This window comes from Pontibacterium granulatum (genome assembly GCF_029961155.1).
GTDB classification, from domain to species: Bacteria; Pseudomonadota; Gammaproteobacteria; order Pseudomonadales; family Balneatricaceae; genus Pontibacterium; species Pontibacterium granulatum.
In genome coordinates this window covers 64,998-90,762 of sequence record NZ_JASBRH010000008.1, presented here as the reverse complement: position 1 = coordinate 90,762, position 25,765 = coordinate 64,998, and the positions used below count along the sequence as shown (strand labels likewise).

The 25,765-nt window shown below is 56.2% G+C and carries 23 protein-coding genes, 2 tRNA genes and 1 pseudogene; 16 read left to right on the top strand and 10 right to left on the bottom strand.

The annotated features are described in order from the left end of the window. Positions 1-84: 84 nt before the first annotated feature. The 3 genes from QKW35_RS09495 to ald are packed head-to-tail and all read right to left on the bottom strand — an operon-like array spanning position 85 to position 2,169. Complete coding sequence (locus QKW35_RS09495) at positions 85-741, bottom strand: Crp/Fnr family transcriptional regulator (RefSeq protein WP_282352612.1); 657 nt, start codon at positions 739-741, stop codon at positions 85-87. Then, positions 738-989: a hypothetical protein gene (locus QKW35_RS09490; protein WP_282352610.1), complete on the bottom strand. Its 252-nt coding sequence runs from the start codon at positions 987-989 to the stop codon at positions 738-740. The genes QKW35_RS09495 and QKW35_RS09490 overlap by 4 nt, the downstream gene beginning before the upstream one ends. Before the next feature lie 52 nt (positions 990-1,041). After that, positions 1,042-2,169 carry an alanine dehydrogenase gene (gene ald, locus QKW35_RS09485; RefSeq protein ID WP_282352607.1) on the bottom strand — a complete coding sequence of 376 codons (1,128 nt, stop codon included), beginning with the start codon at positions 2,167-2,169 and terminating at the stop codon, positions 1,042-1,044. A gap of 138 nt (positions 2,170-2,307) precedes the next feature. Here ald and ilvD point away from each other — a divergent pair, with 138 nt between their 5' ends. Both ilvD and QKW35_RS09475 read left to right on the top strand, forming a co-directional pair. Further along, entirely contained in the window at positions 2,308-4,140 is a 1,833-nt protein-coding gene (ilvD, locus tag QKW35_RS09480) for a dihydroxy-acid dehydratase (RefSeq protein WP_282352605.1), read from the top strand. A 158-nt stretch (positions 4,141-4,298) separates the two neighbouring features. After that, complete coding sequence (locus QKW35_RS09475; protein WP_282352603.1) at positions 4,299-4,709, top strand: arsenate reductase/protein-tyrosine-phosphatase family protein; 411 nt, start codon at positions 4,299-4,301, stop codon at positions 4,707-4,709. Positions 4,710-4,721: 12 nt separating this feature from the next. Here QKW35_RS09475 and QKW35_RS09470 read toward each other — a convergent pair whose 3' ends face one another. From QKW35_RS09470 to QKW35_RS09455, 4 genes are all read right to left on the bottom strand, one after another. Continuing rightward, on the bottom strand, positions 4,722-5,474 hold the full coding sequence (locus QKW35_RS09470; protein ID WP_282352824.1) for a sulfite exporter TauE/SafE family protein: 753 nt from the start codon (positions 5,472-5,474) through the stop codon (positions 4,722-4,724). A 22-nt stretch (positions 5,475-5,496) separates the two neighbouring features. After that, complete coding sequence (locus tag QKW35_RS09465; protein WP_282352602.1) at positions 5,497-8,238, bottom strand: EAL domain-containing protein; 2,742 nt, start codon at positions 8,236-8,238, stop codon at positions 5,497-5,499. Then, the gene (locus tag QKW35_RS09460; protein ID WP_282352599.1) at positions 8,238-9,026 is read right to left on the bottom strand and encodes a phosphate/phosphite/phosphonate ABC transporter substrate-binding protein; all 789 of its coding nucleotides are present in this window, start codon (positions 9,024-9,026) and stop codon (positions 8,238-8,240) included. The genes QKW35_RS09465 and QKW35_RS09460 overlap by 1 nt, the downstream gene beginning before the upstream one ends. A gap of 408 nt (positions 9,027-9,434) precedes the next feature. Continuing rightward, positions 9,435-9,761 (bottom strand): hypothetical protein, encoded by a 327-nt coding sequence (locus QKW35_RS09455; protein ID WP_282352597.1) that lies wholly within the window; start codon positions 9,759-9,761, stop codon positions 9,435-9,437. A gap of 871 nt (positions 9,762-10,632) precedes the next feature. Here QKW35_RS09455 and phnG point away from each other — a divergent pair. The 10 genes and pseudogenes from phnG to QKW35_RS21320 form a co-directional block, all read left to right on the top strand. Further along, positions 10,633-11,121, top strand: coding sequence for a phosphonate C-P lyase system protein PhnG (gene phnG, locus QKW35_RS09450; protein ID WP_282352595.1), 489 nt, complete (start codon positions 10,633-10,635; stop codon positions 11,119-11,121). Then, positions 11,121-11,759 carry a phosphonate C-P lyase system protein PhnH gene (phnH, locus tag QKW35_RS09445; protein WP_282352593.1) on the top strand — a complete coding sequence of 213 codons (639 nt, stop codon included), beginning with the start codon at positions 11,121-11,123 and terminating at the stop codon, positions 11,757-11,759. The genes phnG and phnH overlap by 1 nt, the downstream gene beginning before the upstream one ends. A 1-nt stretch (position 11,760) precedes the next feature. Next, positions 11,761-12,870, top strand: a complete 1,110-nt coding sequence (locus QKW35_RS09440; protein ID WP_282352592.1) for a carbon-phosphorus lyase complex subunit — start codon at positions 11,761-11,763, stop codon at positions 12,868-12,870. Next, a complete protein-coding gene (locus tag QKW35_RS09435; protein ID WP_282352590.1) occupies positions 12,867-13,742 on the top strand; it encodes an alpha-D-ribose 1-methylphosphonate 5-phosphate C-P-lyase PhnJ in 876 nt (291 codons plus the stop codon). The genes QKW35_RS09440 and QKW35_RS09435 overlap by 4 nt, the downstream gene beginning before the upstream one ends. Further along, positions 13,739-14,566 carry a phosphonate C-P lyase system protein PhnK gene (gene phnK / locus QKW35_RS09430; RefSeq protein WP_345774490.1) on the top strand — a complete coding sequence of 276 codons (828 nt, stop codon included), beginning with the start codon at positions 13,739-13,741 and terminating at the stop codon, positions 14,564-14,566. Before QKW35_RS09435 ends, phnK begins: the two co-directional genes overlap by 4 nt. Positions 14,567-14,577: 11 nt before the next feature. Next, positions 14,578-15,264: a phosphonate C-P lyase system protein PhnL gene (phnL, locus tag QKW35_RS09425; RefSeq protein WP_282352588.1), complete on the top strand. Its 687-nt coding sequence runs from the start codon at positions 14,578-14,580 to the stop codon at positions 15,262-15,264. Positions 15,265-15,282: 18 nt separating this feature from the next. Then, positions 15,283-16,431 carry an alpha-D-ribose 1-methylphosphonate 5-triphosphate diphosphatase gene (locus QKW35_RS09420; RefSeq protein ID WP_282352584.1) on the top strand — a complete coding sequence of 383 codons (1,149 nt, stop codon included), beginning with the start codon at positions 15,283-15,285 and terminating at the stop codon, positions 16,429-16,431. Beyond that, a complete protein-coding gene (phnN, locus tag QKW35_RS09415) occupies positions 16,431-17,012 on the top strand; it encodes a phosphonate metabolism protein/1,5-bisphosphokinase (PRPP-forming) PhnN (RefSeq protein ID WP_282352581.1) in 582 nt (193 codons plus the stop codon). Before QKW35_RS09420 ends, phnN begins: the two co-directional genes overlap by 1 nt. Next, on the top strand, positions 17,013-17,762 hold the full coding sequence (phnP, locus tag QKW35_RS09410; RefSeq protein ID WP_282352580.1) for a phosphonate metabolism protein PhnP: 750 nt from the start codon (positions 17,013-17,015) through the stop codon (positions 17,760-17,762). Between the two features lie 892 nt (positions 17,763-18,654). Further along, positions 18,655-18,795: pseudogene (locus QKW35_RS21320) on the top strand (hypothetical protein); the annotation flags it as partial. Between the two features lie 2 nt (positions 18,796-18,797). On the opposite strand, the gene QKW35_RS09405 reads toward QKW35_RS21320, so the two are convergent. After that, a complete protein-coding gene (locus QKW35_RS09405; protein WP_282352578.1) occupies positions 18,798-18,998 on the bottom strand; it encodes a hypothetical protein in 201 nt (66 codons plus the stop codon). Between QKW35_RS09405 and QKW35_RS09400 the strand changes: the two genes are divergently transcribed. The 4 genes from QKW35_RS09400 to QKW35_RS09385 all read left to right on the top strand — a co-directional run bounded on the left by QKW35_RS09400 (position 18,978) and on the right by QKW35_RS09385 (position 25,401). Further along, positions 18,978-21,146 carry a putative bifunctional diguanylate cyclase/phosphodiesterase gene (locus QKW35_RS09400; RefSeq protein ID WP_425607997.1) on the top strand — a complete coding sequence of 723 codons (2,169 nt, stop codon included), beginning with the start codon at positions 18,978-18,980 and terminating at the stop codon, positions 21,144-21,146. The two genes, QKW35_RS09405 and QKW35_RS09400, sit on opposite strands and share 21 nt — an antisense overlap. Before the next feature lie 94 nt (positions 21,147-21,240). Next, positions 21,241-22,818 (top strand): methyl-accepting chemotaxis protein, encoded by a 1,578-nt coding sequence (locus QKW35_RS09395; protein WP_282352574.1) that lies wholly within the window; start codon positions 21,241-21,243, stop codon positions 22,816-22,818. Between the two features lie 244 nt (positions 22,819-23,062). Then, positions 23,063-24,445, top strand: coding sequence for an electron transport complex subunit RsxC (gene rsxC, locus QKW35_RS09390; protein ID WP_282352573.1), 1,383 nt, complete (start codon positions 23,063-23,065; stop codon positions 24,443-24,445). Next, positions 24,442-25,401 carry an RnfABCDGE type electron transport complex subunit D gene (locus tag QKW35_RS09385; RefSeq protein ID WP_282352572.1) on the top strand — a complete coding sequence of 320 codons (960 nt, stop codon included), beginning with the start codon at positions 24,442-24,444 and terminating at the stop codon, positions 25,399-25,401. The genes rsxC and QKW35_RS09385 overlap by 4 nt, the downstream gene beginning before the upstream one ends. A 183-nt stretch (positions 25,402-25,584) precedes the next feature. On the opposite strand, the gene QKW35_RS09380 is transcribed toward QKW35_RS09385, so the two are convergent. Both QKW35_RS09380 and QKW35_RS09375 read right to left on the bottom strand, forming a co-directional pair. After that, positions 25,585-25,660 (bottom strand) — tRNA-Asn (locus tag QKW35_RS09380). 12 nt (positions 25,661-25,672) lie between these two features. After that, positions 25,673-25,748 (bottom strand) — tRNA-Thr (locus QKW35_RS09375). Positions 25,749-25,765 lie beyond the last annotated feature (17 nt).

Genomic DNA, 25,765 nt, shown 5'->3' with positions numbered 1-25,765 from the left:
TAATCTGCGGAATATCTGTTTGTTGAGATCAGTATCCCGCGACCGTCAGGCCTGTTCTGTGACTTTGGTTACATAAGAACGGTATCAGACCGAAAATTTTTTCAGTCCCTCAGGGTCCAACAGGATCACCCTGCCGCGCCCCAGCTCCAGCCATCCCTCCTGCGCCAATGTCTGTAGCTTGCGGCTCACCACTTCGCGTGCAGTACCTAGCTCATCAGCGATCAGTTGGTGCGACTCTTTTACAACACCACTTTCATCGGCTCTCTGCAGCAAGTGGCCGATAATGCGCTGCTCCACACTTTCAAAGGAGACCGCCTGTACCAGGTGGATCAATCCGGCCAGCCGTTCAGCATAGGAATCGAAAATAAAGGCACGCAAGGCGGGAGACTGGTCCAGCGCCTGCTGAAACACACTACGTGGCAGGAGGTAGGCGACCACGTCCGTTTCCGCGATCCCTTCCGCAGGATAGTGTTCGTTGCCCAGTAGGCAGGATGTGGTAAGCACGCAAGTGCCTTGATGGTTGATACGGTAGAGCAGGAGTTCACGACCGGCGGACGACCGCGCTACCACTTTGACGTGACCCGACACCAGCATCACAAAATGATCGCAGCGATCACCGTGCCGAAAGATTACCGTTTCCGCCGGCAACTCCACCCGATGGGCCTTAGCCAGCAGCGCCCGCCCCGCATCGTCGAGACCGGACAACTCCGGGTAACGTGAGGTCAGCATCTGATCGTTCATTTGTCGTCTTTTTCCTGCTGTTCTTTCAGCTGACGAACGGAGAGGATTACAAAACGCACGTTGTAGATCAGGCCCAGGGCCAGTGCAATAGAAGCGGTCACGATGAAGACCTGACCCAATGCAGGCTCTTTCAGCCACCAGCCCAACCACAGGCTGAGGACCGCCACGATAGCCACCGGAATACCGGTTTTCATCAGGCGCTGGATCCAGATATCGGAACGGATTTTTTTCTTATCAATCGAGGACATGGTGCTCTCCCAAGTTCAGGACCCCATAGCCTCCCCGATCGCCGGGGCGCAATCAAGCTTTGTGATTGCTGAGGATCTTCTCCATTGGTATGAGGGGCATCCCAAAGGCGTCAGCTACGCCCGGACAGGCGACCTGCCCCCGCTGGATATTCAGGCCGTTGGCCAGATGAGGATCATCCCACATCGCATTCATCCAGCCCTTCGAGGCCAGCGCCTGGGCATACGGCAGGGTGACGTTTTGCAAGGCCAGTGTAGAGGTGCGGGCGACCGCTCCCGGCATATTGGCAACACAATAATGTACTACGTGATTCACTTCGTAGATCGGATTCTGGTGGGTGGTCGGACGACTTGTTTCAAAGCAGCCGCCCTGATCAATCGCCACATCCACCATCACAGTACCCGGTTTCATCCGTTCTACCATATCGCGGGTTACCAGTTTGGGGGCTGCTGCACCGGGTATTAAGACCGCACCAACAATCAGGTCAGCGGAAAGCACCGCCGCTTCAATATTGTTCTGCGTGGAGTAAAGCGTCTGCAGACGGCCACCGAACTGGGCATCGAGCTGCTGCAGGCGTGGCACTGAACGGTCAACGATGGTGACCTGAGCCCCCAGCCCCAGTGCCATACGGGCGGCGTTTTCGCCCACGACTCCGCCGCCGATCACCAGCACTTTTGCCGGTGGCACACCGGGTACACCACCGAGCAACACGCCCTTACCACTCTGAGCTTTTTCCAAACAGTGCGCCCCGGCCTGGATCGACATACGCCCGGCGACCTCACTCATCGGTGCCAGCAACGGCAAACCGCCCCCGGGGCTGGTAACGGTTTCAAACGCGATGGCAGTGCAGCCGGATTTAATGAGGGCGTCGGTCTGCTGCCGGTCAGCAGCCAGGTGAAGGTAGGCAAAGAGGGTTTGCCCCTCGGAGAGCAGCTTACATTCGCGCGGCTGCGGTTCCTTCACCTTGATAATCATTTCGGCGTTAAGATAGAGCTCCTCGGCAGAGCCGGTGACCGAAGCGCCCGCGTTGGTGTAGTCTTCATCGAGATAACCAACACCCATACCGGCAAAGGACTCCACCAGTACCTGATGTCCCTGGCTGACTAATTCATGCACGCCCATGGGGGTCAGTCCCACCCGGTATTCATGCACTTTGATCTCTTTCGGGACACCAATCAGCATAACCAACCTCCACTCCATGAAATTAAGTCATTAGGGATACAGTCTTACAGTGTAGAACACTCAGGGCGGTCAGATATTCAACAGTTCTGGTATACTGGCGACCTCAATGACACAAGAAACAGCCTGAAGGATCTTTTCATGCCTCAATATCGCTCCAAGACCTCTACCGCAGGTCGCAACATGGCGGGTGCCCGCGCGCTGTGGCGTGCTACCGGTATGAAGGACGATGACTTCCACAAGCCGATCATCGCCGTTGCCAACTCTTTCACCCAGTTCGTTCCAGGTCACGTGCACCTGAAAGACATGGGTCAGTTGGTCGCTCGTGAAATCGAGAAAGCGGGCGGTGTAGCAAAAGAATTCAACACCATTGCGGTCGATGATGGCATCGCAATGGGTCACGACGGCATGCTTTACTCCTTGCCTTCCCGTGACATCATCGCGGACTCCGTCGAGTACATGGTAAATGCCCATTGTGCCGACGCGCTGGTCTGCATCTCCAACTGTGACAAAATCACACCGGGGATGCTGATGGCGGCGATGCGCCTCAATATCCCTGTTATCTTCGTTTCCGGCGGTCCGATGGAAGCGGGTAAGACCAAGCTGTCCGAGCACAAACTGGATCTGGTAGACGCCATGGTACTGGCAGCCGATCCAAACGCGTCTGACGAGCTGGTTGACGAAGTTGAACGTTCTGCATGCCCAACCTGTGGTTCCTGCTCCGGTATGTTTACCGCGAACTCCATGAACTGCCTGGCCGAAGCGCTGGGTCTGGCCCTGCCGGGTAACGGCACCGTGGTGGCAACGCACGCCGACCGCGAACAGCTGTTCCTGCGTGCCGGTCGCACCATCGTTGAAATGGCGAAGAAATACTACGAACAGGAAGACGAACGGGTTCTGCCACGCTCCGTTGGTTTCAAGGCGTTTGAAAACGCTATCACCCTGGATATCGCCATGGGCGGTTCCACCAACACCATTCTGCACCTGCTGGCGATTGCCCAGGAAGCCGAGATCGACTTCACCATGGATGACATCGACCGGATGTCCCGTGTGGTTCCTCAGCTGTGTAAAGTGGCGCCAAACACCCAGAAATACCACATTGAAGACGTACACCGTGCCGGTGGCATCATGGGTATACTGGGCGAGCTGGACCGTGCCGGTAAGTTGCACACCGACGTACCAACCGTACATGCGCCAACCATGAAAGACGCGCTGGACGAGTGGGATATCATGCGTAACCCATCCGAAGCCGTGATGGAGTTCTATAAAGCAGGTCCTGCTGGCATCCCGACTCAGGTTGCCTTCAGTCAGGCGACGCGCTGGCCTACTCTGGACGGTGACCGTGAAAACGGCTGCATCCGCTCCCTGGAACACGCGTTCTCCCTGGAAGGTGGTCTGGCGGTACTGCGCGGTAATATCGCGCTGGACGGGTGTGTGGTTAAGTCTGCCGGTGTGGACGAGTCCATCCTGGTGTTCGAAGGCCCTGCACACATCACCGAATCCCAGGACGAGGCGGTTGCCAACATCCTGGACGACAAGGTGAAAGCGGGCGACGTGGTGATCGTACGTTACGAAGGTCCACGCGGCGGCCCGGGTATGCAGGAGATGCTGTACCCAACCTCTTACATCAAGTCCAAAGGCCTGGGTAAAGAGTGTGCGCTGCTGACCGACGGCCGTTTCTCCGGCGGTACGTCCGGTCTGTCGATTGGCCACGTGTCTCCGGAAGCGGCGGCAGGTGGTGCGATCGGCCTGGTTCGCAACGGCGATATGATCCGTATCGACATCCCGAACCGCACCATCGACGTACTGCTGTCCGACGAAGAGCTGGCGGCACGCCGCGCCGAACAGGACAAGCTGGGCTGGAAACCGGTTGAAGACCGACCACGTAAGGTCTCTGCCGCACTGAAAGCCTACGCCAAGCTGGCCACCTCTGCCGACAAAGGTGCCGTACGCGACCTGAGCCAGCTGGACTGATCCGGCCCTTAGGGTTTACGCGTTCCCCATAAAAACACCGTGTTACGACCATGTTTGATTACATTTTCGTGACACGGTGTTTTTTGTCTTTGCATTCCTCACCGATAAGCTATGATCTTCAAGAAAAACAGTCAGTTAGCGCTTAAGGAGTTACACCTATGACTGAACTAGATAGTCTGAATGTTTTATTTATCTGCCGTCATAACGGGGTACGCTCGCAACTGGCTGAAGTCCTGGCAACCAAACTGGGCCAGGGGAAAGTGACCGCCAGCAGTGCCGGACCTGAACCGACGTCTGTACCCAACGTGATTCAGAGCTGGGCCAACGATGTGATGGGTAAGGACTATCCACTGGAATGCACGCCATTGCGGGAAAAGGAAGGTAAAAGTTTCGACCTGGTGGTAACCCTATGTGACAAATCCCACGCCTTCCCGGCATCACTGACCAGTGATTCGGAGCATATTCGCTGGGACTTTCCGCAGGTGAACAGCATCGATGACCTGCCGCATTTGGAAACAGAGATCGCTGACCGTGTCCGCCTGTTGCTGCTCAGCAAACACCTGATCTGATCCAACCGGATCCTATGCCAGATAGGCGCTGCCCGCCTGCCACAGCAGCCGCAGCGCCATCACACTCACCACCAGCCTGAACAAACGCTTGAACTGCTTGCCGGACACCTTGTTCAGCGCCTTCAATCCCAACCAGGTGCCCACCGCACCACTGGCCACCATCAGCAGCACCAATGGCAGCCACTGCCAGAAGGCAAACCCCACCGCACTGAACACCAGCATTTTCAGCACATGCTGAAACGTCATGCAGCCTGCAAACGTAGCGGTCAGCTGGAGCTTGTCGTAATCCTGCCGGTGCACAAAGCCCGCCACTAAGGGACCGGTCGCCCCCACAAACATCGAGACCAGTGTAGTCACCCCACCTGCCAGCACACGTCCACGCCGGGACAACTGACGCTTAGCGGGTTTCGGTCCCCAGACCAGGTAGAGAATAAACAGGGCCACGCTGAACTGAATGATCTGCAGCGGTAGCTGCACCACCACAAATGACGCCACAAAGGCGCCCAGCACAGCGCCAATAGCAAAGTATCGGAACATGACACGGTCCAGATGCTGGCGGGTCATCCAGGCTCGATTGCCGTTGGACCCCACCTGCACCAAACCATGCACCGGAATCAGCGCCGCCACCGGCAACACCGAGGCAAGAATCGCCAGCAGCAACACACCACCACCGATACCCACCGCAGCGGTCAGGAATGAGGTGAACCCCGCCGCCAACGTCAGCAGCAGAACAGTCCCGGGATCCAGAACACCCGCACCCACCATCTCAATCACAGGCTTCGCGTCCTCATTCAGCAGTATCGGCTACACACTCAATCGGCACCGGCAGCAGTGCTTTGAACTGATCCAAAGGCAATGGCCGACTGAACAGGTACCCCTGGCCGTATTCGCAGCTATGCTCCTCCAGGAACACCCGCTGTACTTCGGTTTCGATCCCCTCGGCCACTACACTCAGGTTAAGACGGTGCGCCATCGAGATAATCGCTGCGGTAATCTCCATATCGTCCACGTGATCTGGGATGTCTTTAATGAACTCACGGTCCACTTTAAGCACGTTGATCGGTAGGGTTTTTAAGTAGTTAAAGGAGGAGTAACCGATACCGAAGTCATCAATTGCCACCGTAATACCCAACGCCTGCAACTGCTCCAACGTGGCAATGGCTTGCTTCACATCGTGCATCAGCAGCGTTTCGGTGATCTCGATCTCCAGCAGCTGGGGGGACACCCCTGCGTCCGCCAGGATCTGGCTGATCATGCCGATCAGGTCCGGGTCACGGAACTGGCGTGCCGACAGGTTCACCGCGATCCGCATATGGCCCTGCCCTGCTACTTTCAATGCATGCAGGGCCCTACAAGCCTCCGCCACCACCCAGCGGCCCAATGGAATGATAAACCCGGTCTCTTCCGCTATGGAGATAAAGGCAGGTGGCGGCACTACCCCCAGTTCGGGATGCTGCCAGCGGATCAATGCCTCGGCGCCGATGATCTCGCCGGTTTTCAGGTCCACCTGCGGCTGGTAATGCAGCAGAAACTCGCCGTTCTCCAGCGCCATTGGCATCTCACGGGTGAAACGCATATAGGTTTGCAGCTGTTCATGCAGGGATTCGGTAAAGAAGCGACACTGATTACGCCCCATCTCCTTGGCCTGGTACATCGCCAGGTCGGCATGCTTGAGCAGGGCATCCGGCTCGGTACCGTCCTTCGGCACCAGGGCAATGCCCAAGCTCGTGGTGACCTGCAGTTCCGCGTCATCCAGGTTAAACGGACGGGTGACGGCCGTCAGGATACGCTCGGCGATGCTGAGCACCTGCTCTTCGTTTTCAACCGGGCTGATCAACAAGGCAAACTCATCGCCCCCCAGGCGTGCCGCCACATCCTCCTCGTGCAACGCATGGCGCAATCGGCGAGCCACGGCCTTTAGCAACTCATCCCCCACATGGTGACCACGGGTGTCGTTGATTGTCTTGAAGTAGTCCAGGTCGAGCAGCATCACTGCACCGGTTTTGCCCTGTTCCTTCTGCGCCGGCTCGTCCAGTTGATCCAGCAGATTACCCAGCTTACTGTAGAACAAGCGGCGGTTGGCCAGACCGGTCAACTCGTCGTACAACGCCAATTGTTCCATCTTGGCGTGGGCCTGTTTCAGCTCGGATACATCCTCCAGCACAATCACAAAATGGGTCAGCTCGCCAAATTCGTTCTTGATCGGCGAGATCGACACCAATGACCAGAAGGTGGTGCCATCCCGACGCAGACTCTGCAATTCACCGCGCCAGTTTTTGCCCGCCAGAATGGACTGCCACAGAACCTCATACTTGTTGGACGACATCCATTGCCGGCTGAGGATCTCCGGCTGCTGTCCCAGCAATTCGCCCAGTTGATAACCGGTGGCTTCGGTATATTTCGGGTTGACGTATTCGATGGTGCCGATGATGTCGGTAATCATCACCGACGAGCCACTATAGGTGATGGCGCTGGAGAGCTTACGCAGCGAGGACTCGATGTCCTTGCGCTCGGTCACGTCCTGACACGTACCAAAGCTGCGACCACTGTTTGGGTCATGCTGGCCAATCATATGCACAAACTTCAAACCGTTGGCCGTGTTAACGCGAAACTCCACGTCAAAGGAGCCTCCCTCCTCGGCAATATGATCGAAGTTGGTTTTTACGTTGCCCACATCGGCTGGATGGATATTGGCGAAGAAACCCTTGTAGTCTGCCAGGGCCCGCTCTGGGAGCTGCATGATCGGGTACATACTCTCGGAACACCAAAAGCGGTCGTCCCCGGCGTACCATTCCCAGCATCCCAGCAGGGCGACACGTTGGGAATCGTTCAGGCGCCGCTCGGCATTTTCACGTTCGATAATCTGCTGGCTCAGCTCTTCGTGCTTTTCCGCGATGGAGTCGCGCATCACCCGAAAGGCGTGAAAGAAGTCATCCAGGCCGCTACGTGGCGGATGGACCGGAATGGGCGAATAGAAATCCCCTTTGGCGATCTGCCGTGCGGTACCGGAGATGTGCTCGATCGGTTTCAACACCAGCTGCCGTTGCAGCCAAGCGATCAGCAGGACCGCGGTCAGCGACACCGCCAGCAGGATCAGCTCCAGCATACGCAGCCGGTCACGCTCGGCTTCCAGATAGGGCGTCAGATTGAGCGACAGGGCCAGCTGTGCCAGTACCTGCCCCTGAAAGCGCACCTCGGTCTTCAGAACATGAGATACCTCTGTGGCTTCGCTGGGGTACGTGAGGGGATAAAGCGGCAGACCGTCTTCGCGGGTCAGGGTGAGTTTTTGCCAGTGAGAACGCTCAGCGGGAAGTTGGTCAAGCAGCTCATATACGGTTGCCAGATCGCCGGTGATGACCGGTGTACGCAGCACCTTACCCAGCAGCTCCAGCGAGCTACGCTCCTCCGAGAGGCGTGTTTCAACTTCCTGTTGCTGCCAGTTCGGGAGCCAGTAAAACTCCACGATAGCCCCGATCAGGACCACCAGTACCACCAGCGGTAATACGAGTTTTGTCTGAAAACCGCGCATCAACGTTGTTCCTCGTAGTAGGCATCCAATCCTAACTGCAGCAGCGGCTGATAGTCGCTGAAGGATGCCGGACCCAGTTGATAAACCGGCACGTTCCTTAACAGTGTCTGGAATTTTTCAGTCTGAGCCAACGCCAGCATCACATCCTTCAGCGCCTGCCGTACCTCCAGTGGAACCCGCGGATGCACCACCACCGGATGGGAGGGCATCTCTCCCGTGCGGTGGATCACCTGCAATTGGTCCCGTATATGTTGCGGTTGCTGCGCCAGGGTTTTCTGCACACCGCCGCCCGCTGCAGTGACGCCCAGCGCCACATTGAGGTACACAGATGAATGGCTTTTTACATACCGCGGTTTAATGGAAAGCTGGAATTGCTCACGCAGGTCACGACGCAACATCATCGAAGCCCCCAGGGAGTTGGGCGAAGGAAAGGCCACTGACTGATGGTCGAGCTGAGCTACTTCGGAAACTCCGCCTTCACGCCGTGTAACCAGCACGCCGTTAATACGGCCTGAGCGGTCACTCAACAAGGGTTCGTATCCGCGGTTTTCGTGTAACCGCAGCAGGTGATAGGGGTTCACAAAAGCGAAGTCGAATTGCCCGTCTTCACAGAGATCTTCAAATGAGGAGATATCGGGAGCGGTCTCCAACGCCAGACGAAAAGGTAACGCGCCATTGAGCTGGCGAATAATCGGCTGCCATACCCGGAAGGTATCGCCCGCGCTGTACTGCGGCACAACTGCAAAACTGAAGACATCTTTCGCCACCCCCTGGGTGGGGACCAACAAGACTAAACACAGGACACCCCATAGCCAACGGAGGCTAAGGTACTTCGTGGTCTGCTCAGGTTTTATCATTTCGCTACAACATCAGTGGATTACCGATACGCCGGAAAACCTGCACCACAGCCAGAGAGCACACTGATCACTGTACAGGCACCTAATCTACGCATCATAACAATGAGACCGTAAACAGTTAAGATAGACCTGCCTCAGGCAACATTCAAACGCGTGTTTGCACCTAATATTCGTACTGTGTAGTAGGGTTTCAGCGGCTCTGTATAAAGCAGCACCAGGAGGCGCAAGAACCCGTGATTACTGGCCTGCTGCCGCCTATCACAACCCTGTACACACGCTTATACACAGAATTTGTGAATAAACTATTTATCCACTTTTCAAAAGTACCCGTCGAGACCTTCACCACACCCTTGTCCTCTTTTTGGCCAGGGCTGGGGTCACCAGGAAGATCCCCAACGTCACCAGGATCAGCGCCACAATAAACGGCGAGGTATACAGGGACACCGTAACACGTGCTGGGGTGGTATGTTCGAACACCCAGTAGATAAACAGAAATTCTCCGGTAAACTGCAAACCGGCCAGGATGCCCCACCATTCGGCACCATCCCAATCAAAGATCGTGATCCCCTTCCAACGCATCCACACGCACATTGCCACCTGCTCCCCCAGATCAATTACCCCTGCAACAAAGCCCATCACCAGCTCATCTAACGTTTTGTTTCCCATAGCGCTCCAATGAACAACTTATCAACCACTGTCACACTCAATTTCGCTTTCATATTTCATGTGGCGGGAATAACCAGGACGATACAAACAGGCGGGGATACTTATGAAATTTGTTACGTTTGTATAAAACAAAGACATATTTCACAAATGTGCGTAGAACGCGGGCTTCAGAGCGATGCCCCAAAGGACTCCACAGAGTTATACACAGATTTGCTGGATAAGATGAGATATACAACCGTGCACTATGAACAGCGAATAGCGATTTCACATCGCCCAGCTAAGCCATACAAACACCCCTGATTTTCACACAAAGCAGCCGCCGATCTATCTCCCCCGAAGCAACCTCCTAACCTGCAGTAATACGGGGATTTTTTAATCCAGTTGCGCTGCACTTCATTGCTGAAAACAGCCCGGAATCAAGTCTGAACATTGCATCCAAAGCGGTGAATCGACTAACGGCGATAACAGTGGATAACCTGCGGCCCGCCACACCCGCCTGAATTCAAGCCTTGTAGCAGCGGCGATTTTTATCCAACAGGCACACTACAGTTTATCCACACGCTTTTACACAGCGCTACCCTTAGCGAAACTATGGATTCTCTCAAACAGTTACCCACACCGTGATATGGAGGGCTTCAGCGCTAACAAACAAATATGACAGCTTTATGTCTCTATATGCCTTTAGAACCCTACCAATAAAAATCCCACGCTCAATCCCCTCGCCAGCCCCCGGGCTAAGGCCACCATAAGAATTTCTAAGGATTCCGCAAAGAAATGCTCCCTTTTTCTAATACCTGATGCCCACCAGAATGGCCGTCATCCGATCAACTGATTCAGACAACTTTTCAGACGACTTACGGGTACACACACCATGTCTGTTACATCACAACAGGCCAACGCTGAACTGACACCAGAGCAGGCTTCGCGCAAGCGCTGGATCGGCATCCTGGCCAAGGCAGAACTAAAAGATCTGCAGCAGCACTGGCAAGCACTGGTGCTGCCAGCGGCACCTGAATACCAATTCATCCGCAAGCCGGAAACCGGCCTGACCATGCTGCGAGGCCGCATCGGTGGTAGCGGTCAACCGTTCAACATGGGCGAAATGACCGTAACCCGCTGTGCCCTGCGCCTGGCCAGCGGCACGCTGGGCCTGAGCTACATCGCCGGTCGCAGCAAAGAGCATGCGATCACCGCGGCACTGGCAGATGCCCTGCTGCAGGAGGAGCGCACCGCCGAACTACTGGAAAGCGCGCTGATCAATCCATTGGATGAGATTCAGCAGGCAGCTCAAGCCGAGCGCATGCGCGAAGCAAGCAGTACCAAAGTGGACTTTTTCACCATGGTTCGAGGGGAAGACTGATGGCCGTACTTACTCCTACTGTGAATAGCAATGCCCTGATCGCCGGTTTTGACGATCCGGTTCAACACGGCCAGCAGGTGTTCCGCGCGCTGCTGAAAGCGATGAGCGAACCGGGCACCCTGATCGAGCTGGAATTGAACCTGGCCACTCCTGGCCTGCTGAACAACAGTACCTGGCAAACCCTGCTGAGCCTGCTCGACGCCGACACCCAGCTGTGGCTGAGTCCACGCCTGAACAGCGACGAGCGTGTGACCAGCAACCTGCGTTTCCACTGCCAGAGCCCGATCATTGACGGCAGCAAAGCGGCGGATTTTGCCGTGGCACTGGCCGACGAGCTGCCCGTTCTGCGTGATCTGAATTGGGGTACATCGGAATACCCGGATCGCTCCACCACCTTGATTGTGCAGGTACCGGCGCTGAGCGACGAACCGCACTGGGAACTGACCGGTCCGGGTATCGAGTCGCGCAAGACCGCACGTATTGCGGGCTTAAGTGAGGAGTTCCGTCTGGCGCTGATCAACAGCCGTAAACGCTTCCCACTGGGTGTGGATTGCATCTTCTGCTGCGGCAGCAAGCTGCTGGCCCTGCCCCGCTCCACCCAGATTCGTGAAATGCGTCCCGAAGAGGGAGAGGCCTGATATGTACGTTGCTGTTAAAGGTGGCGAGAAGGCCATCGACAACGCCCACGCGCTGATGCGCAAAACCCGTCGCGGCGATGAAAGCATCACCGAGCTGACGGTTGAGCAGATCCGCGAACAGCTGCCGTTGGCGGTGGATCGAGTGATGAACGAAGGTTCCGTGTACGACCCGGAGCTGGCGGCCCTGGCACTGAAACAGGCCAGTGGCGATGCCGTGGAAGCGATCTTCCTGCTGCGCGCATACCGCACCACCCTGCCACGGATCGGTTACAGCGAGCCGCTGGACACCGAAGCAATGCAGATCGAGCGCCGTATCTCCGGCACCTTTAAAGATCTGCCGGGCGGCCAGGTGCTGGGCTCCACCTACGACTACACCCACCGTCTGCTGGACTTCACCCTGTTGGCTGAAGGTGAAGCGCCGATCAGTGCACTTGATCCAGAAACAAGTGATGAAGAGACGTTAGACGCGTGCCCACGGGTACTGGAACTGCTGAACAAAGAAGGTCTGATCGAGCAGAGCCGCGAAGCGGACGAAGCCGATCATACTCCAGCAGACCTGACCCGTGAGCCGGTCAACTACCCGGCCGAACGTGCCGTGCGTTTGCAGAACCTGGTGCGTGGCGACGAAGGTTTCCTGCTCTCCCTGAGCTACGCCTCCATGCGTGGTTACGGTGACAGCCACCCGTTTGCCGGTGAGCTGCGCAGCGGCCGCGTCAATGTCGAGCTGGTACCGGAAGAGCTGGGTTTTGCCATCGAGATCGGCGACCTGTTCCTCACCGAGTGCGAGATGGTCAACCAATTCCACGGCAACAAGAACCAACCGCCGCAGTTCACCCGCGGTTACGGCCTTGCCTTTGGTCGCTCCGAACGCAAAGCGATGAGTGTGGCGCTGGTAGAGCGCTCCCTGCGCGCCGAGGAGCTGGGCGAAGAGGTGCTCTACCCGAACCAGGATCAGGAGTTTGTGCTGTCCCACAGCGACTGTGTCTCCGCCAACGGTTTCGTATCGCACCTGAAACTGCCGCACTACGTGGACTTCCAGTCCGAACTGGAGATGATCCGTCGCCTGCGCCGTGAAATCGCCGCAGCCACAGACGAGGAGAACAACAAATGAGTACTGCTACCGGCTATAACTTTGCTTACCTGGACGAGCAGTCCAAGCGCATGATCCGCCGCGCTATCCTCAAGGCCGTGGCGATCCCGGGCTACCAGGTACCGTTTGGTGGCCGTGAAATGCCCCTGCCACACGGTTGGGGGACCGGTGGTATGCAGGTGACCGCCAGTGTAATTGGCGAAGCCGACCGCCTGAAAGTGATCGACCAGGGTGCCGACGACACCACCAACGCGGTCAGCATCCGTCGTTTCTTTGCTACGACTGCAGGTGTAGAGACCACCGAGTCTACCGCCGCGGCGAGCCTGATCCAGACGCGCCACCGTATTCCGGAAACACCGCTGCAGGCAGATCAGATCCTGATCTATCAGGTGCCGATTCCTGAGCCGCTACGCTTTATCGAACCGCGCGAGACCGAGACCCGCAAGATGCACGCCCTGAGCGAGTACGGCGCGATGCAGGTGAAGCTGTATGAAGACGTGGCCCGCTTTGGCCATATCGCCACCAGTTACGACTACCCGGTGATGGTCAACAACCGTTACATGATGGACCCATCGCCGATCCCGAAATTCGACAACCCGAAGATGAACCGCATGCCTGCCCTGCAGTTGTTTGGTGCGGGTTTCGAAAAACGGATATACGCGGTACCGCCCTACACCGAGGTGAAGAGCCTCGATTTCGACGACTACCCGTTCGAGGTGCAGCGGTGGGACGAGAACTGCGCGATCTGCGGATCGGACCACAGCTTCCTGGATGAAGTGATCATCGACGACGCGGGCAGCAAGATGTTTGTCTGCTCCGATACCGACTATTGCCGCAGCCGTCAGACCAACGCTACCGAAAGCGCGACGGCGACCGAGGAGACTCTTTCATGAACAACAGGGTCATGAGCGACGCCAGCATAATGAATACCAGTGCATGGCAAGACTTGGCGCCGCTGCTGAGTGTACGCGACGTCAACAAATACTACGCACCGGGCAAAGGCTGCGGCCCGGTCAACTTCGACCTCTACCCGGGCGAAGTAATGGGCATCGTGGGTGAATCCGGCTCCGGTAAATCCACCCTGCTGAGCTGCCTGTCGGCACGCCAGACACCGGACAGCGGCCAGATCATCTACAACAGCGAACAGTTCGGCGAGATGGACCTGTACGCCGGTGACGAATCAGAACGCCGTGTGCTGATGCGCTCCGAGTGGGGCATCGTGCACCAGCACGCCCGCGACGGTCTGCGTATGAACGTCAGTGCCGGTGCCAACATCGGCGAACGCCTGATGGCCGTCGGCCAGCGCCACTACGGTGATATCCGCGCCAAAGCAGAAGAGTGGCTGGAAGCGGTGGAGATCGATGCCAACCGTATCGACGACCGCCCAAGCCAGTTCTCCGGCGGTATGCAACAGCGCCTGCAGATCGCCCGCAATCTGGTCACGCACCCACGCCTGATCTTTATGGACGAGCCAACCGGTGGTCTGGACGTATCCGTACAGGCACGTCTGCTCGACCTGTTGCGTAACCTGGTATCCCAGTTAGGGCTGAGTGTGATCATCGTTACCCATGACCTGGCTGTAGCCCGCCTGTTGGCCCACCGCCTGATGGTGATGCGCCGCGGGGAAGTGGTGGAATCCGGCCTCACCGACCAAGTATTGGACGACCCGCAGCACCCATACACCCAGTTGCTGGTTTCATCCATTCTGCAGAATTAAGGAGACACACCATGACAACCATGATCCGGGTTTCCGGTCTGCAAAAATCCTTCACCCTGCACAACCAGGGTGGCGCCAGCTTTGAAGTGCTTAACGGCGCCCAGCTGGAAGTCCAGCAGGGTGAATGTGTGGTCCTGCACGGCCAGTCCGGTGCCGGTAAAAGTACCTTCCTGAAGGCCCTGTACGCCAATTACTCCGTCGACGGCGGCGAGATCCTGCTGCGCGATGGCGACGAGATGTTGGACCTGACCCAGGCCCTGCCGCGTCGCATCATCAACCTGCGCCAGCACTGTCTGGGCTACGTCTCCCAGTTCCTGCGTGTGATTCCGCGTATCTCCACGCTGGACGTGGTAATGCAGCCGCTGCTGGATCTGGGTGTGGATAAAGCGATTTGCGAAGCTAAGGCCAAAGACCTGCTGAGCAAACTGAACGTACCGGAACGCCTCTGGCACCTGGCGCCCAGCACCTTCTCCGGCGGTGAACAGCAGCGCGTAAACATCGCCCGCGGTTTTATCGTCGACTACCCGATCCTGTTGCTGGACGAACCCACCGCCTCCCTGGATGCCACCAACCGTAAGGTGGTAGTGGAGCTGATTAACAACGCCAAAGCCCGTGGAGCTGCCATTGTGGGCATTTTCCACGATGAAGACGTACGTGAAGCCGTAGCCGACCGCCTGGTCGATATCCGCGCGATCTGATGACTGAGTAACGAAACCGTGAAAGAACAGATTCTTAGCAACGCCAAACTGATCCTGGCGGACGAAGTAGTTAACGGCAGCCTGGTGATCCGCGACGGCAAAATTGCCGACATCGACACCCACGACAGCCAGCTGTCCCAGGCCGATGACCTGAACGGCGACTACCTGATGCCGGGTATGGTCGAGCTGCACACCGACAACCAGGAAAAATACTTCACTCCACGCCCGAAGGTGGACTACCCAGGCCACCTGGCGATGGCCACCCACGACGCCCAGCTGATTGCCGCGGGCATCACCACCTCCTTCGACTCCGTGGCACTGGGCGACATCATCGGCGACAGCACCCGCGTCGAGAAACTGGACGCGATGATCAAGGCGATCGTGGCGTCTGAACAGAATGGCCTGAACCGTGCCAGCCACTTCCTGCACCTGCGTTGTGAAGTAAGCTTCCCGGGCCTGATGGAGTTCTTCGAACGTTACATCGGCGAGGATCTGGTGAAGCTGGTCTCCGTCATGGACCACGCACCGGGTCAGCGTCAGTTCCCACCTGAAAACATCCCTAAGTACCGCGAGTACTATCAGGGCAAGTACAACATGAGCGACTCGGAGATGGATGATTTCATCGCCATCCAGCAGGCCAACAGCGCCAAATACGCCGACCGTTTCCGTCGCACCATCTGTGAAGTGTGTAACGACCGTGGCATCGCCACCGCCAGCCACGATGACGCGACCCTGACACACGCACAGGAATCCGCCCAGTTGGGCATGCAAGTGGCGGAGTTCACCACCACCCTGGTAGCGGCCCGTGCCTCCCACGAACTGGGTCTGAAGGTACTGATGGGTGCACCCAACGTAGTGCGTGGTGGTTCCCATTCCGGCAACATCGCCGCCGCCGAGCTGGCACGTGACGGTGTGCTGGATATCCTCAGCTCCGACTACTACCCATCGGCACTGTTGCAGGCGGCGTTTATGGTTGCCGGGCAGGACAACGGTTATACCCTGGCGGATGCCATCGCCCTGGTCACCCGCAACCCGGCACAGGCGTCCAACCTGTTCGACCGCGGTGAGTTGAAAACCGGCCTGCGCGCCGACCTGGTTCAGGTGCACCCGCATGAAGTGATGCCGATGATCCAGCGTACCTGGCGTGAGGGACGGAGGGTCTTCTGATGAGTGGCACCCTGTTTTATCTGATCGGCGCCTCCGGTTCGGGCAAGGATTCCCTGCTGGCAGGCTGTCGTGCACGCCTGCGCCCAGAGCAACACTGCTGCGTGGCGCACCGCTATATCACCCGCGCCCCGGGCGTGGGGGGTGAGAACCACGTACACCTGTCCGCCGAAGAGTTCCAGATGCGCGACCAGTTTGGCCTGTTCGCCATGCAGTGGCAGTCCCACGGCTACCGCTACGGCATCGGCAGCGAGATCAACGGTTGGCTGGATCGTGGCCTCAACGTGCTGGTCAACGGCTCGCGCGAATACCTGCCGCAAGCGCTTGTCCAATACGACGAGCTGGTACCGGTGCTGATCGACGTCGATCCCGACCTGCTGCGCAACCGCTTGCTCAGCCGCGGCCGCGAGGGCGCTATCGAGATCGAACAAAGACTGGCACGCCACCAGCAGCTGGTGAATAATCTGAACTCTGACCTGGATTCCAACCTGATCAAAGTCGACAACAGCGGCGACCTGATGCACGGCATCAACGCGCTGCTGGAAGTGATCAAGCATCACAGTTGGCTGGGAGTTAGTAACTAAATGCAACTGACCCTGCTGGGCACCGGCGACGTGCGTCAGGTGCCGGTGTACGGCTGCGAATGCCGTGCCTGCCACAATGCTCGCCAGAACCCGGCGCTACGCCGCAAGCCTTGCAGCGCCCTGCTGGAGAGCGGTGACCTGCGTCTGCTGATCGACGGTGGCCTCACCGATCTGTGCGAGCGTTTCCAGCCCGGCCAGCTCAGCGGCATCCTGCTAACCCACTACCATATGGATCATATCCAGGGCCTGTTTCACCTGCGTTGGGGCATGAACGACCATATCCCGGTCTACGGCCCGGAAGACGGCGGTGCGGGAGACGACCTTAAAAAACACCCTGGTATTCTGGAGTTCCTGCCAGCACTCAACGCCTTTGAGCCGTTCTCACCAAAAGTTGGCTTGAGCATCACCCCGATCCCGATGCAGCACTCCAAGCCTACCTTTGGTTACCTGTTTGAGCAGGATGACAGGCGCATCGCCTACCTCACGGATACGGTTGGTTTGCCTGAAGCATCGGAAGGGTACCTGAAGCAGTTCGAACTGGATGTGGTGGTTATCGACACCAGCGTACCGCCACAACCGCAGCCGCCGCGCAATCACAACGATCTGAATCTGAGCATCGCAATCTTTGAGGCGTTGCAGCCGAAGAAGATGGTGCTGACCCATCTTGGGCATCAGATGGATGAGTGGTTATTGGATAATGAACTGCCGTATGGGGACATTGAGGTAGCCAGCGACGGGATGTGCTGCTAATCCAATGCCCGTTCGCCCTGGAGTTTCATTCCCTTAAACGGCACGAACGTTGACACAAAGATCCTCTAATCGCCCCCAAAAGTAGCATCGTCCCATTTCTAACTCGATATGAGAGAATTTATATCCAAGTTCGATCGTAAACCCTGAAAACGCCCGACGAGAACCACCGGCAAGGAGAAGCTCACTATGCGTCAGGTCCGTATAACATCGTTGGTGCTATCACTGTTTATTTTTCCCATAAGCGGATATGGCCAAACGCCATCAGCACTGATCGAAACTCTCTCACCCGAAATGAAGCTGTGGGTAAATTTTTCACGCCCAAAGCGGATGCGCCCTTCACAGTGGTCTACCTGCGTTCGCCGAGAAATTGCAGTAATTTCGGAAGGCTTACCAGATCTGTCAAAACTATCTCATGATGAGCGTAAATGGGTTTCACTCAGCTGTCCCTCGGCACTCACGCCAAGCCGTTACGTATCCTGTGTCAAACGTGAGCTCTCTGCACTGGAAGCGGGTATGCCGGATACGTCGGGCTTATCGGAGCAAGAAAAACGGTGGTTAAAGCAACTTTGTCCCTCTGCATTAAGCCCTAGCGAGTATCGATCCTGTGCCTCTAGCGAGATTCAGGGGTACCGCGACGAGACAAAGTGAACCGCAACAACACCACAATCCTCCAAATTCCCAGCCTCTTGTAAGCACGGGTAACAGCGCAACAACATTTCTACGACACCAATTCTCACAGCAGATAGGCTCTGTTGAAGCTCTCTACTTAGCAACGCTAAAAAAATCTCCAAAACGTCAGTGCAACTACAAAAATCCATACTAAAATTATGGATAATTTTTCAAGCACCTTTTAAATAACAAGAATAAAAGTACTGTAAAGGGACTTACGTTGATGCGCTGGTATGAATCCGCACCACGGGCTTCTCACGATGAGAGCCTGATACTGACGTTGTTTACCTCCTCCCCTGATCCATCGTTGATCATGCGTGAGGACAGGTTTATCGAGTGCAATCAGGCCGCGGTTGAAGTCTTGGGTTACAGCAGCAAAGACGAGCTGCTCCATGTGCATCCCTCGGATATATCCCCCCATATCAGGCTGACGGCACCAGCTCGATCGACAAATCCACGGCCTATATTCGCCAGGCGGAATACGAAGGCTCCGTCCAGTTCGAATGGATTCACCAACGTAAAAACGGCTCCCACTTCACCGTCAAAGTGACCTTGTCTGCGATGCACTCGAGCTCCGGCCCGATCATCTATGTCGCATGGCAAGACATCAGCGAAACCAAAGCGCTGCATCAGTCACTGCAACGAAGTGAAGCGCGCTTTCAGGAACTGTTTCAGTCGATGCCCAACGGGGTACTGGTCCTCCTACCACGCGAAAGCGCCGCAGAATTCGAAGTACAAAGCGCCAACCCCGCGTGTGAACAGATCTTCCAGCGCAGCAGCTATAGCTTAAAGGGGATCTCGTTAAGGGACCTGTTGCCATACAGCCGAAAGAAAGTCGACGATCTGTATGACTTGATCAAGAAGACATGGCAGGAAAACACACCCCACGCCCACACTTTCACGGTGTATAAGGGCCACCGTCTGCGGCTCTGGCTGGATATCCAGATCTACAAACTGTCCAGCGGCGAATTGGTAGCCATTCTTGATGACCGAACCGAAAAGGAACAGAACCGAGTACGGCTGGAGTTATATACCAACGTTTACCGGCAAAGTCGGCAGGCGGTACTGATCAGTGATCAAAACAACCAGATCATATCGGTCAATGAAGCTTTCACCGAACTGACCGGTTACAAGGAGGATGAAGTCCGAGGGCATAATCCCAGGATACTCGCCTCAGGCAAAGTGCCCACCGCCACCTACCAACGCATGTGGCATGCGCTTCAGGACAACGGTTGTTGGCAAGGCGAGTTATGGGACCGCACCAAGGACGGTCGGGTTTACCCAAAGTGGATCAACATCAATACCGTGCGCGACACTGCCGGCAAAATCAGCAATTACATCGCCAGCTTCAGTGATATCACCGAACAGAAAAACGCTGAAGAACAGATACAGCATCTCTCCTATCACGATCCGCTCACCCACCTGCTCAACCGCTTCAGCTTTGAAGAACGCCTCAGCCAGGCCATCTCCGTGTCCCAGCACGAACAACGGGAACTGGCCATTCTGTTTATCGATCTGGACCGTTTCAAAGATATCAATGACACCCTGGGGCACCGCGTTGGGGACGAATTGCTAAAGGCGGTGGCCAAGCGACTCAAGGGCAAAATTAAGGAGAGTGATCTGCTGGCCCGCTTGGGTGGCGACGAATTCACCATCGCGTTCACCCACTTTAGCAACCACAACCACCTGGCGCTCAAAACCAGCACCCTGTTGGAGTCCTTGTCTGAGCCCTATGAAATCAACGACCAGCCCATCTATATCACGCCCAGCATCGGCGTGAGCGTGTATCCCAACGATGGCGAGACCGTGCCGGAACTGATGAAACACGCAGATGCGGCGATGTACCACGCCAAGAGCCTGGGGCGTAAAAACTTCCAGTTCCACTGCAGCACCATATCGGAACAGACCCAGCAACGCCTCAACCTGGGCCAACAGCTAAATCAGGCGCTTCAGGACGCGCAGTTCGAGCTGTACTACCAACCGCAGATCGATACCGTCTGCGGCAACATCTGCGCACTGGAGGCCTTGATCCGCTGGCACCATCCAGAGCGGGGCATGGTCTCACCAGCCGAGTTTATCCCGGTCCTGGAGGATTCCGGTTTGATCGAACCGGTCGGGGAGTGGGTATTACGCACTGCCTGCCAGCAACTTGCCGATTGGCACCAGCAGGGATTCAAACACCTGCGTATGTCAGTGAACCTCTCCGCCCGTCAGCTGCGTTCAACCGGCCTGATCTCGCAGGTCACAGCAGCACTCGACCACTGCGGATTGTCTGCACGCGCACTTGAGTTGGAGATCACCGAATCACTGGCCATGGAGAACCCGGAACAGGCGATCGCCATCTTGGGACAGCTCAGTGACATGGGGATAAGCATTGCCATTGATGACTTCGGCACCGGCTACTCCTCGCTGGCATACCTGAAAAAACTCCCGATTCAGATTCTGAAACTGGATCGCGAATTTGTCAGCCATATTGAAACCGACAGCAACGATGCCGCCATCAGCGCAGCCACGATCTCACTGGCCCACAGTTTGGGACTGAAAGTAGTCGCCGAAGGGGTAGAGACCCAACAACAGCACGACTTTCTTCAGCAACAGGGCTGTGACTACCTGCAAGGTTACTTCCATGGCCGCCCCATGCCACCAACAGAGATTACAGCTGCACTGCTCGACAGCACTGAAAGCAAGAAAGTCATTGAGGAGGTAACGACCTGAAGTAAAACGCAAACGGACTTGCACTGGCGAAGGGAAGTCCTGTCTGACAGGAAATTGATACAGAAAGTTCATGTAAAAAGAAGAATAACACCCAATGAAACAGAATCTGCCCATCTCTCAGATAGAAGAAGACTACAGTAGCGATATCAACATCCTTTCAACCACCGATCTGAAAGGACAAATCACCTACGTAAACAAAGGATTTACCCAAGTCAGCGGATTTGAAGAACAGGAGCTGTTGGGGCAAAACCACAATATGGTTCGCCACCCCGATATGCCGCCTGCGGCCTTTGAAGGCCTGTGGACAACGGTTAAAGGCGGCTGTTCATGGATGGGCATTGTGAAAAACCGCTGCAAGAACGGTAATTACTACTGGGTCGATGCCTATGTGACCCCGATAGAAAAGAACGGCTTGATTGCGGAATACCAGTCGGTACGCCGCAAACCTCGCCGAGATTACGTCGAGCGCGCAGAACAGGTCTATCCGCCCCTGATGGCTGGGAAGGTCCCCACAGCCACCAAAGATGGCCTCGGCCTGCTCCACAAAACCCTACTGTGCATGTTACTGCCGCTTATTTCGGCGATTGCCATCTGCTTTGTCCTGCGGTTGGACTACCTCAGCTCGCTGGCACTCATGGGCGCCGCACTCACCGTAAGCACGCTTGGCCTCTTTTGGATTTTCAAGCCATTCCAGGCGTTGGTAAAGCAGTCGCAATCGACCGTCAACAACCCAGTCGCCCGCTATATCTATTCCGGGCGGCGCGATGACATCGGGCAACTGGCGCTGGCGTTAAAAATGCTGGAGTCGGAATCAGCCGCCCTGGTGGGCCGGATTTCGGATTCTGCAGAGCATCTGACCGGTGGCGTGTCAGAACTCAGCTCCGCCGTCTCCCAGTCCGAGAGTGGTGCCCGCCAGCAGTTTGCCGAAACCGATCAGGTCGCCGCAGCGGTACATGAGATGTCTGCCAGTATTCAGGAAGTTGCGGTCAATGCCCAAAGCAGCTCGACCGCGGCCATGGACAGCCTGACGCAAGCCCAAAGAGGCAAAAGCGTGGTGGATGAGAGTGTTCGGTCGATCCAGCAGCTGCAGCAACAGATCAGCCAGGCCACGGACGCCATCACTGACCTGAAGGAGAGCAGCACCGGTATCTCCGGTATTCTGGACGTTATCGGTGAGATTGCCGAACAAACCAACCTGCTGGCGCTGAATGCCGCGATTGAGGCAGCACGGGCGGGCGACGCCGGACGGGGCTTTTCCGTGGTCGCCGACGAAGTACGGACCCTGGCGAGCAAAACCAGAACCTCCACCGATCAGATCCGTACGATGATCGAGCAGCTGCAAGTCCGCGCCAACCGTGCGGTGGATGTGATGGAGTCCGGACAACGCCATACAGACCACTGCGTGGAACAAAGCAGTATTACCGCGTCGTCCCTGACCTCCATCTATCAATCGATTGAGCAGATCAACGATATGAATACCCAGATTGCCAGCGCCGTCGAGCAGCAAAGCGCAGTCGCTGATGAGATCAACAAAAGTATCTTTACGATTCGTGACATGTCAGAGAGGAACCTGAACGCTGCAACTTCAAGCAACCGCACAGGCCAGGATATGCTTTCCATTTCGCACGGTTTTTCAGAGCTTTCGGCGCAGTTCTGGGCAAAGCAGGTATAACAGCTAGTTACACCAGAGCCCGATACAGTCTTGCGTTAGTCACAACTCTAGAACGGGGGCAGAGACCTACAACCGGGCCTGTTACGTTTCATCGCCCCCATCCAAACGAAGCTCAAATACACTCAAATACTATTGATAACAAATCGCATTTGCATTACTAATTGCAAGACACTATTATCCTCCTCCAACTTATTACAGTTCAAACATCGGTTTAAACCTAGTATTGCAGGCAGGAAACCACCGCGTGTCTCAACAGGAAGCGTTCGCTACACAACGCCCATACCAACAAAGCTGGATACAGCGTTTAATCACTCCCTTACGCCGTCCCGGAAAACGCTGGCAGGGAGGGTTAAAACTCAAGGACTATAAGTCCCTGTCCAATGGACAACCTATCAAGCGGCATGCGCTGGCTAACTCAGTTCTGTCGGTACCTGTTGGTAACGGACGTACTTCCGCCACGCCTTGCGTAGCGGTTGGGCAACAGCTGAAAAAGGGGGATGTGATTGCTCATGGTGACCACTCCACGCCATGGGTACATGCCTCAACCTCCGGTAGGGTGACGGCCATCCAGACAGCCTACTTAGCAGATCGAGATTCAGAGGTCGTCTGCATACAAATTGAAGCGGACGGTCGCGATGAGTGGTGTAAGCTGCAACCAGGTAACCCTCCTCGCAATGCAGAGGAACTGTCGGTGTTTGCCATGCAAATGGGTCTGGTTGGCTTGGGTGGCGCGGGGTTCCCCACAGGCATTAAGATTTCCGGGGCTCAACAACCTGACATGTTGCTGATCAACGGCGCCGAGTGCGAACCATTTGTCACCTGCGACGACCGCCTTATGCGTGAGCGCGCCGACGACATTATTCGTGCCGCCGACTACCTTGCTTCAGCATTATCCATTCAGACCGCACGCATTGGCGTAGAACCCAATAAGCCGGAAGCGATTAAGGCGCTTCAGCACGCCATCAGACAACGAACCAGCACGGTCGAAGTCCACACTCTGCCGCATCGCTACCCCGCAGGCGGCCAACCGATGCTGATCCGCAGCTTAAGCGGACGCAAGCTGGCCACAGGGATGTTACCGGCGGAGGTAGGTGTGTTCGTCCTCAACGTCGCAACCCTCTATGCGTTGGGTAGAGCGGTCTTTCATGCCGAACCGCTGGTAACAAGGATCGTGACTCTGACTGGCCACGTACACAAGCCAGGAAACCTGGAGGTCCCCATTGGCACGCCGGTGGCGGACTTGCTGCGAGAGGCAGTTCCTCATGCCGACAACAATGGGGTACAGGTTGGCGGACCGATGATGGGGCATCTTCTGACACAACCCAAGGCCGTCACCAGCAAAACCTGCGGCTGCCTGATAGTGCGCTCAACCCAGTTTTTTCCTGCCCGCACCCAGGCAAGTGATTGCATCCGCTGTAACCGCTGTATAGATGTGTGCCCGATGGCACTTAAACCCCTCAAACTCTATGAGGCTTACCAACGGCAGGACGGGATGACTCTGCAACAGGAACAGCTCAATGCCTGCATTGAGTGCGGTGCATGCAGTGAGGTCTGCCCCAGCAATCTGCCATTACGCGATAGTTTCCGCGAAGCGAAAAAAATCGTTGTGGGGAGCGCCCGACAATGAACCTGAGACCAAAATCCACCCGTGGAATCATGCGGGCAGTAGTGGCCGCCATGGTACCTGGCACCCTATTCCATGCTTTGCAGTTCGGCCCGGTGGTGTGGCTGCAAACGGCTTGGTGCATCCTGTTTGCACTGCTGGTGGAATCTATATTCCTGTACGGCCGGAAACAGCCTGTAAGAGCAGGCCTGTCCAGCCTCAGCTGGCTTGTCTGCGGTATTCTGATGGCACGTGCCCTACCGCTAATGGTCCCTGTCTGGATGATGCTGCTGGCAACATTTACTGCGCTCGGATTGGTCAAGCACGCCAGCGGTGGACTAGGCTGCAACCGGCTTAACCCGGTGATGGCAGGCCTAGGGGTCGTTGCCATCTGTTTTTATCAACAGCTCTACCCGGCCCCCTTACCACAGGCCCCCTGGACGCTGGCATTGGATTACCAACAGATTTTGGAGCAACAATTGCTGCTCGCTCCACGTCTAAGCCTCGACAGTATTAGTGGTGCCACTCCGCTAACCGCCGGTTTCCTCAGCGACGCGGCCCCCTACACCTCCTGGCTTGGTTATCTCGCTGGCGGTTTGCTGCTCGCGTATATACAGGTGATCCGTTCTGAGATTCCTCTCGCCATACTGGTGAGTGCGGCTACGCTGTGTATTCTGTCAGGACATACCATTCAAGAAGCGTTACATAATCTGACACTGGGTGGTCTGATCTTCGCCGCCTTCTTTATAGCCACGGACCCTGTCACCAGTCCGGATAGTCGTGCGGGTCGGATACTTTATGGTGTAGTGATAGGGTTGATGACCGAACTGGTCAGGGAATTCGGCCTCTACGCCGACGGCATTTGCTTTGCGGTCTTAGCGGCCAATATGCTGGCCCCCCAATTAGATACCATCGCCCACTCCCTGTTTTACCCCTGGAACATGTCCAAACAAGGTTCGAACATCACACTACACAGGTAATGCCGCCCTTGTAGTACGTATAACATCAGCCATAGCTAGTCGTATGGTTTTAGTTATAAGGATTTATGGTGCGGGCAAAACCCAAAGAGAAGTGTGGGGACGGGTGATTCACATCACGACCGGTTACCGGTGAGAGCTGACAGGCAGGTATTCTAACCAACTGAACTACCGCTCCGCACAGGATGGCTCCTCGAGCTGGACTCGAACCAGCGACCAATAGATTAACAGTCTACTGCTCTACCAACTGAGCTATCGAGGAATATCCTGTAAATGGTGCCGGCACCAAGAGTCGAACTCGGGACCTACTGATTACAAGTCAGTTGCTCTACCAACTGAGCTATACCGGCATCGGGATACTGCAAAC

Bases quoted from the DNA above. Each gene is read 5' to 3' on its own strand.
- phnG (WP_282352595.1), top strand. From the start codon at position 10,633: ATGTCTGTTACATCACAACAGGCCAACGCTGAACTGACACCAGAGCAG.
- ald (WP_282352607.1), bottom strand. From the start codon at position 2,169: ATGCTGATTGGTGTCCCGAAAGAGATCAAAGTGCATGAATACCGGGTG.
- QKW35_RS09470 (WP_282352824.1), bottom strand. From the start codon at position 5,474: ATGGTGGGTGCGGGTGTTCTGGATCCCGGGACTGTTCTGCTGCTGACG.
- QKW35_RS09475 (WP_282352603.1), top strand. From the start codon at position 4,299: ATGACTGAACTAGATAGTCTGAATGTTTTATTTATCTGCCGTCATAAC.
- QKW35_RS09395 (WP_282352574.1), top strand. From the start codon at position 21,241: ATGAAACAGAATCTGCCCATCTCTCAGATAGAAGAAGACTACAGTAGC.
- QKW35_RS09455 (WP_282352597.1), bottom strand. From the start codon at position 9,761: ATGGGAAACAAAACGTTAGATGAGCTGGTGATGGGCTTTGTTGCAGGG.
- phnH (WP_282352593.1), top strand. From the start codon at position 11,121: ATGGCCGTACTTACTCCTACTGTGAATAGCAATGCCCTGATCGCCGGT.
- QKW35_RS09385 (WP_282352572.1), top strand. From the start codon at position 24,442: ATGAACCTGAGACCAAAATCCACCCGTGGAATCATGCGGGCAGTAGTG.
- QKW35_RS09465 (WP_282352602.1), bottom strand. From the start codon at position 8,238: ATGCGCGGTTTTCAGACAAAACTCGTATTACCGCTGGTGGTACTGGTG.
- phnK (WP_345774490.1), top strand. From the start codon at position 13,739: ATGAACAACAGGGTCATGAGCGACGCCAGCATAATGAATACCAGTGCA.
- phnL (WP_282352588.1), top strand. From the start codon at position 14,578: ATGACAACCATGATCCGGGTTTCCGGTCTGCAAAAATCCTTCACCCTG.
- QKW35_RS09440 (WP_282352592.1), top strand. From the start codon at position 11,761: ATGTACGTTGCTGTTAAAGGTGGCGAGAAGGCCATCGACAACGCCCAC.
- ilvD (WP_282352605.1), top strand. From the start codon at position 2,308: ATGCCTCAATATCGCTCCAAGACCTCTACCGCAGGTCGCAACATGGCG.
- phnP (WP_282352580.1), top strand. From the start codon at position 17,013: ATGCAACTGACCCTGCTGGGCACCGGCGACGTGCGTCAGGTGCCGGTG.
- QKW35_RS09490 (WP_282352610.1), bottom strand. From the start codon at position 989: ATGTCCTCGATTGATAAGAAAAAAATCCGTTCCGATATCTGGATCCAG.
- QKW35_RS09435 (WP_282352590.1), top strand. From the start codon at position 12,867: ATGAGTACTGCTACCGGCTATAACTTTGCTTACCTGGACGAGCAGTCC.
- phnN (WP_282352581.1), top strand. From the start codon at position 16,431: ATGAGTGGCACCCTGTTTTATCTGATCGGCGCCTCCGGTTCGGGCAAG.
- QKW35_RS09495 (WP_282352612.1), bottom strand. From the start codon at position 741: ATGAACGATCAGATGCTGACCTCACGTTACCCGGAGTTGTCCGGTCTC.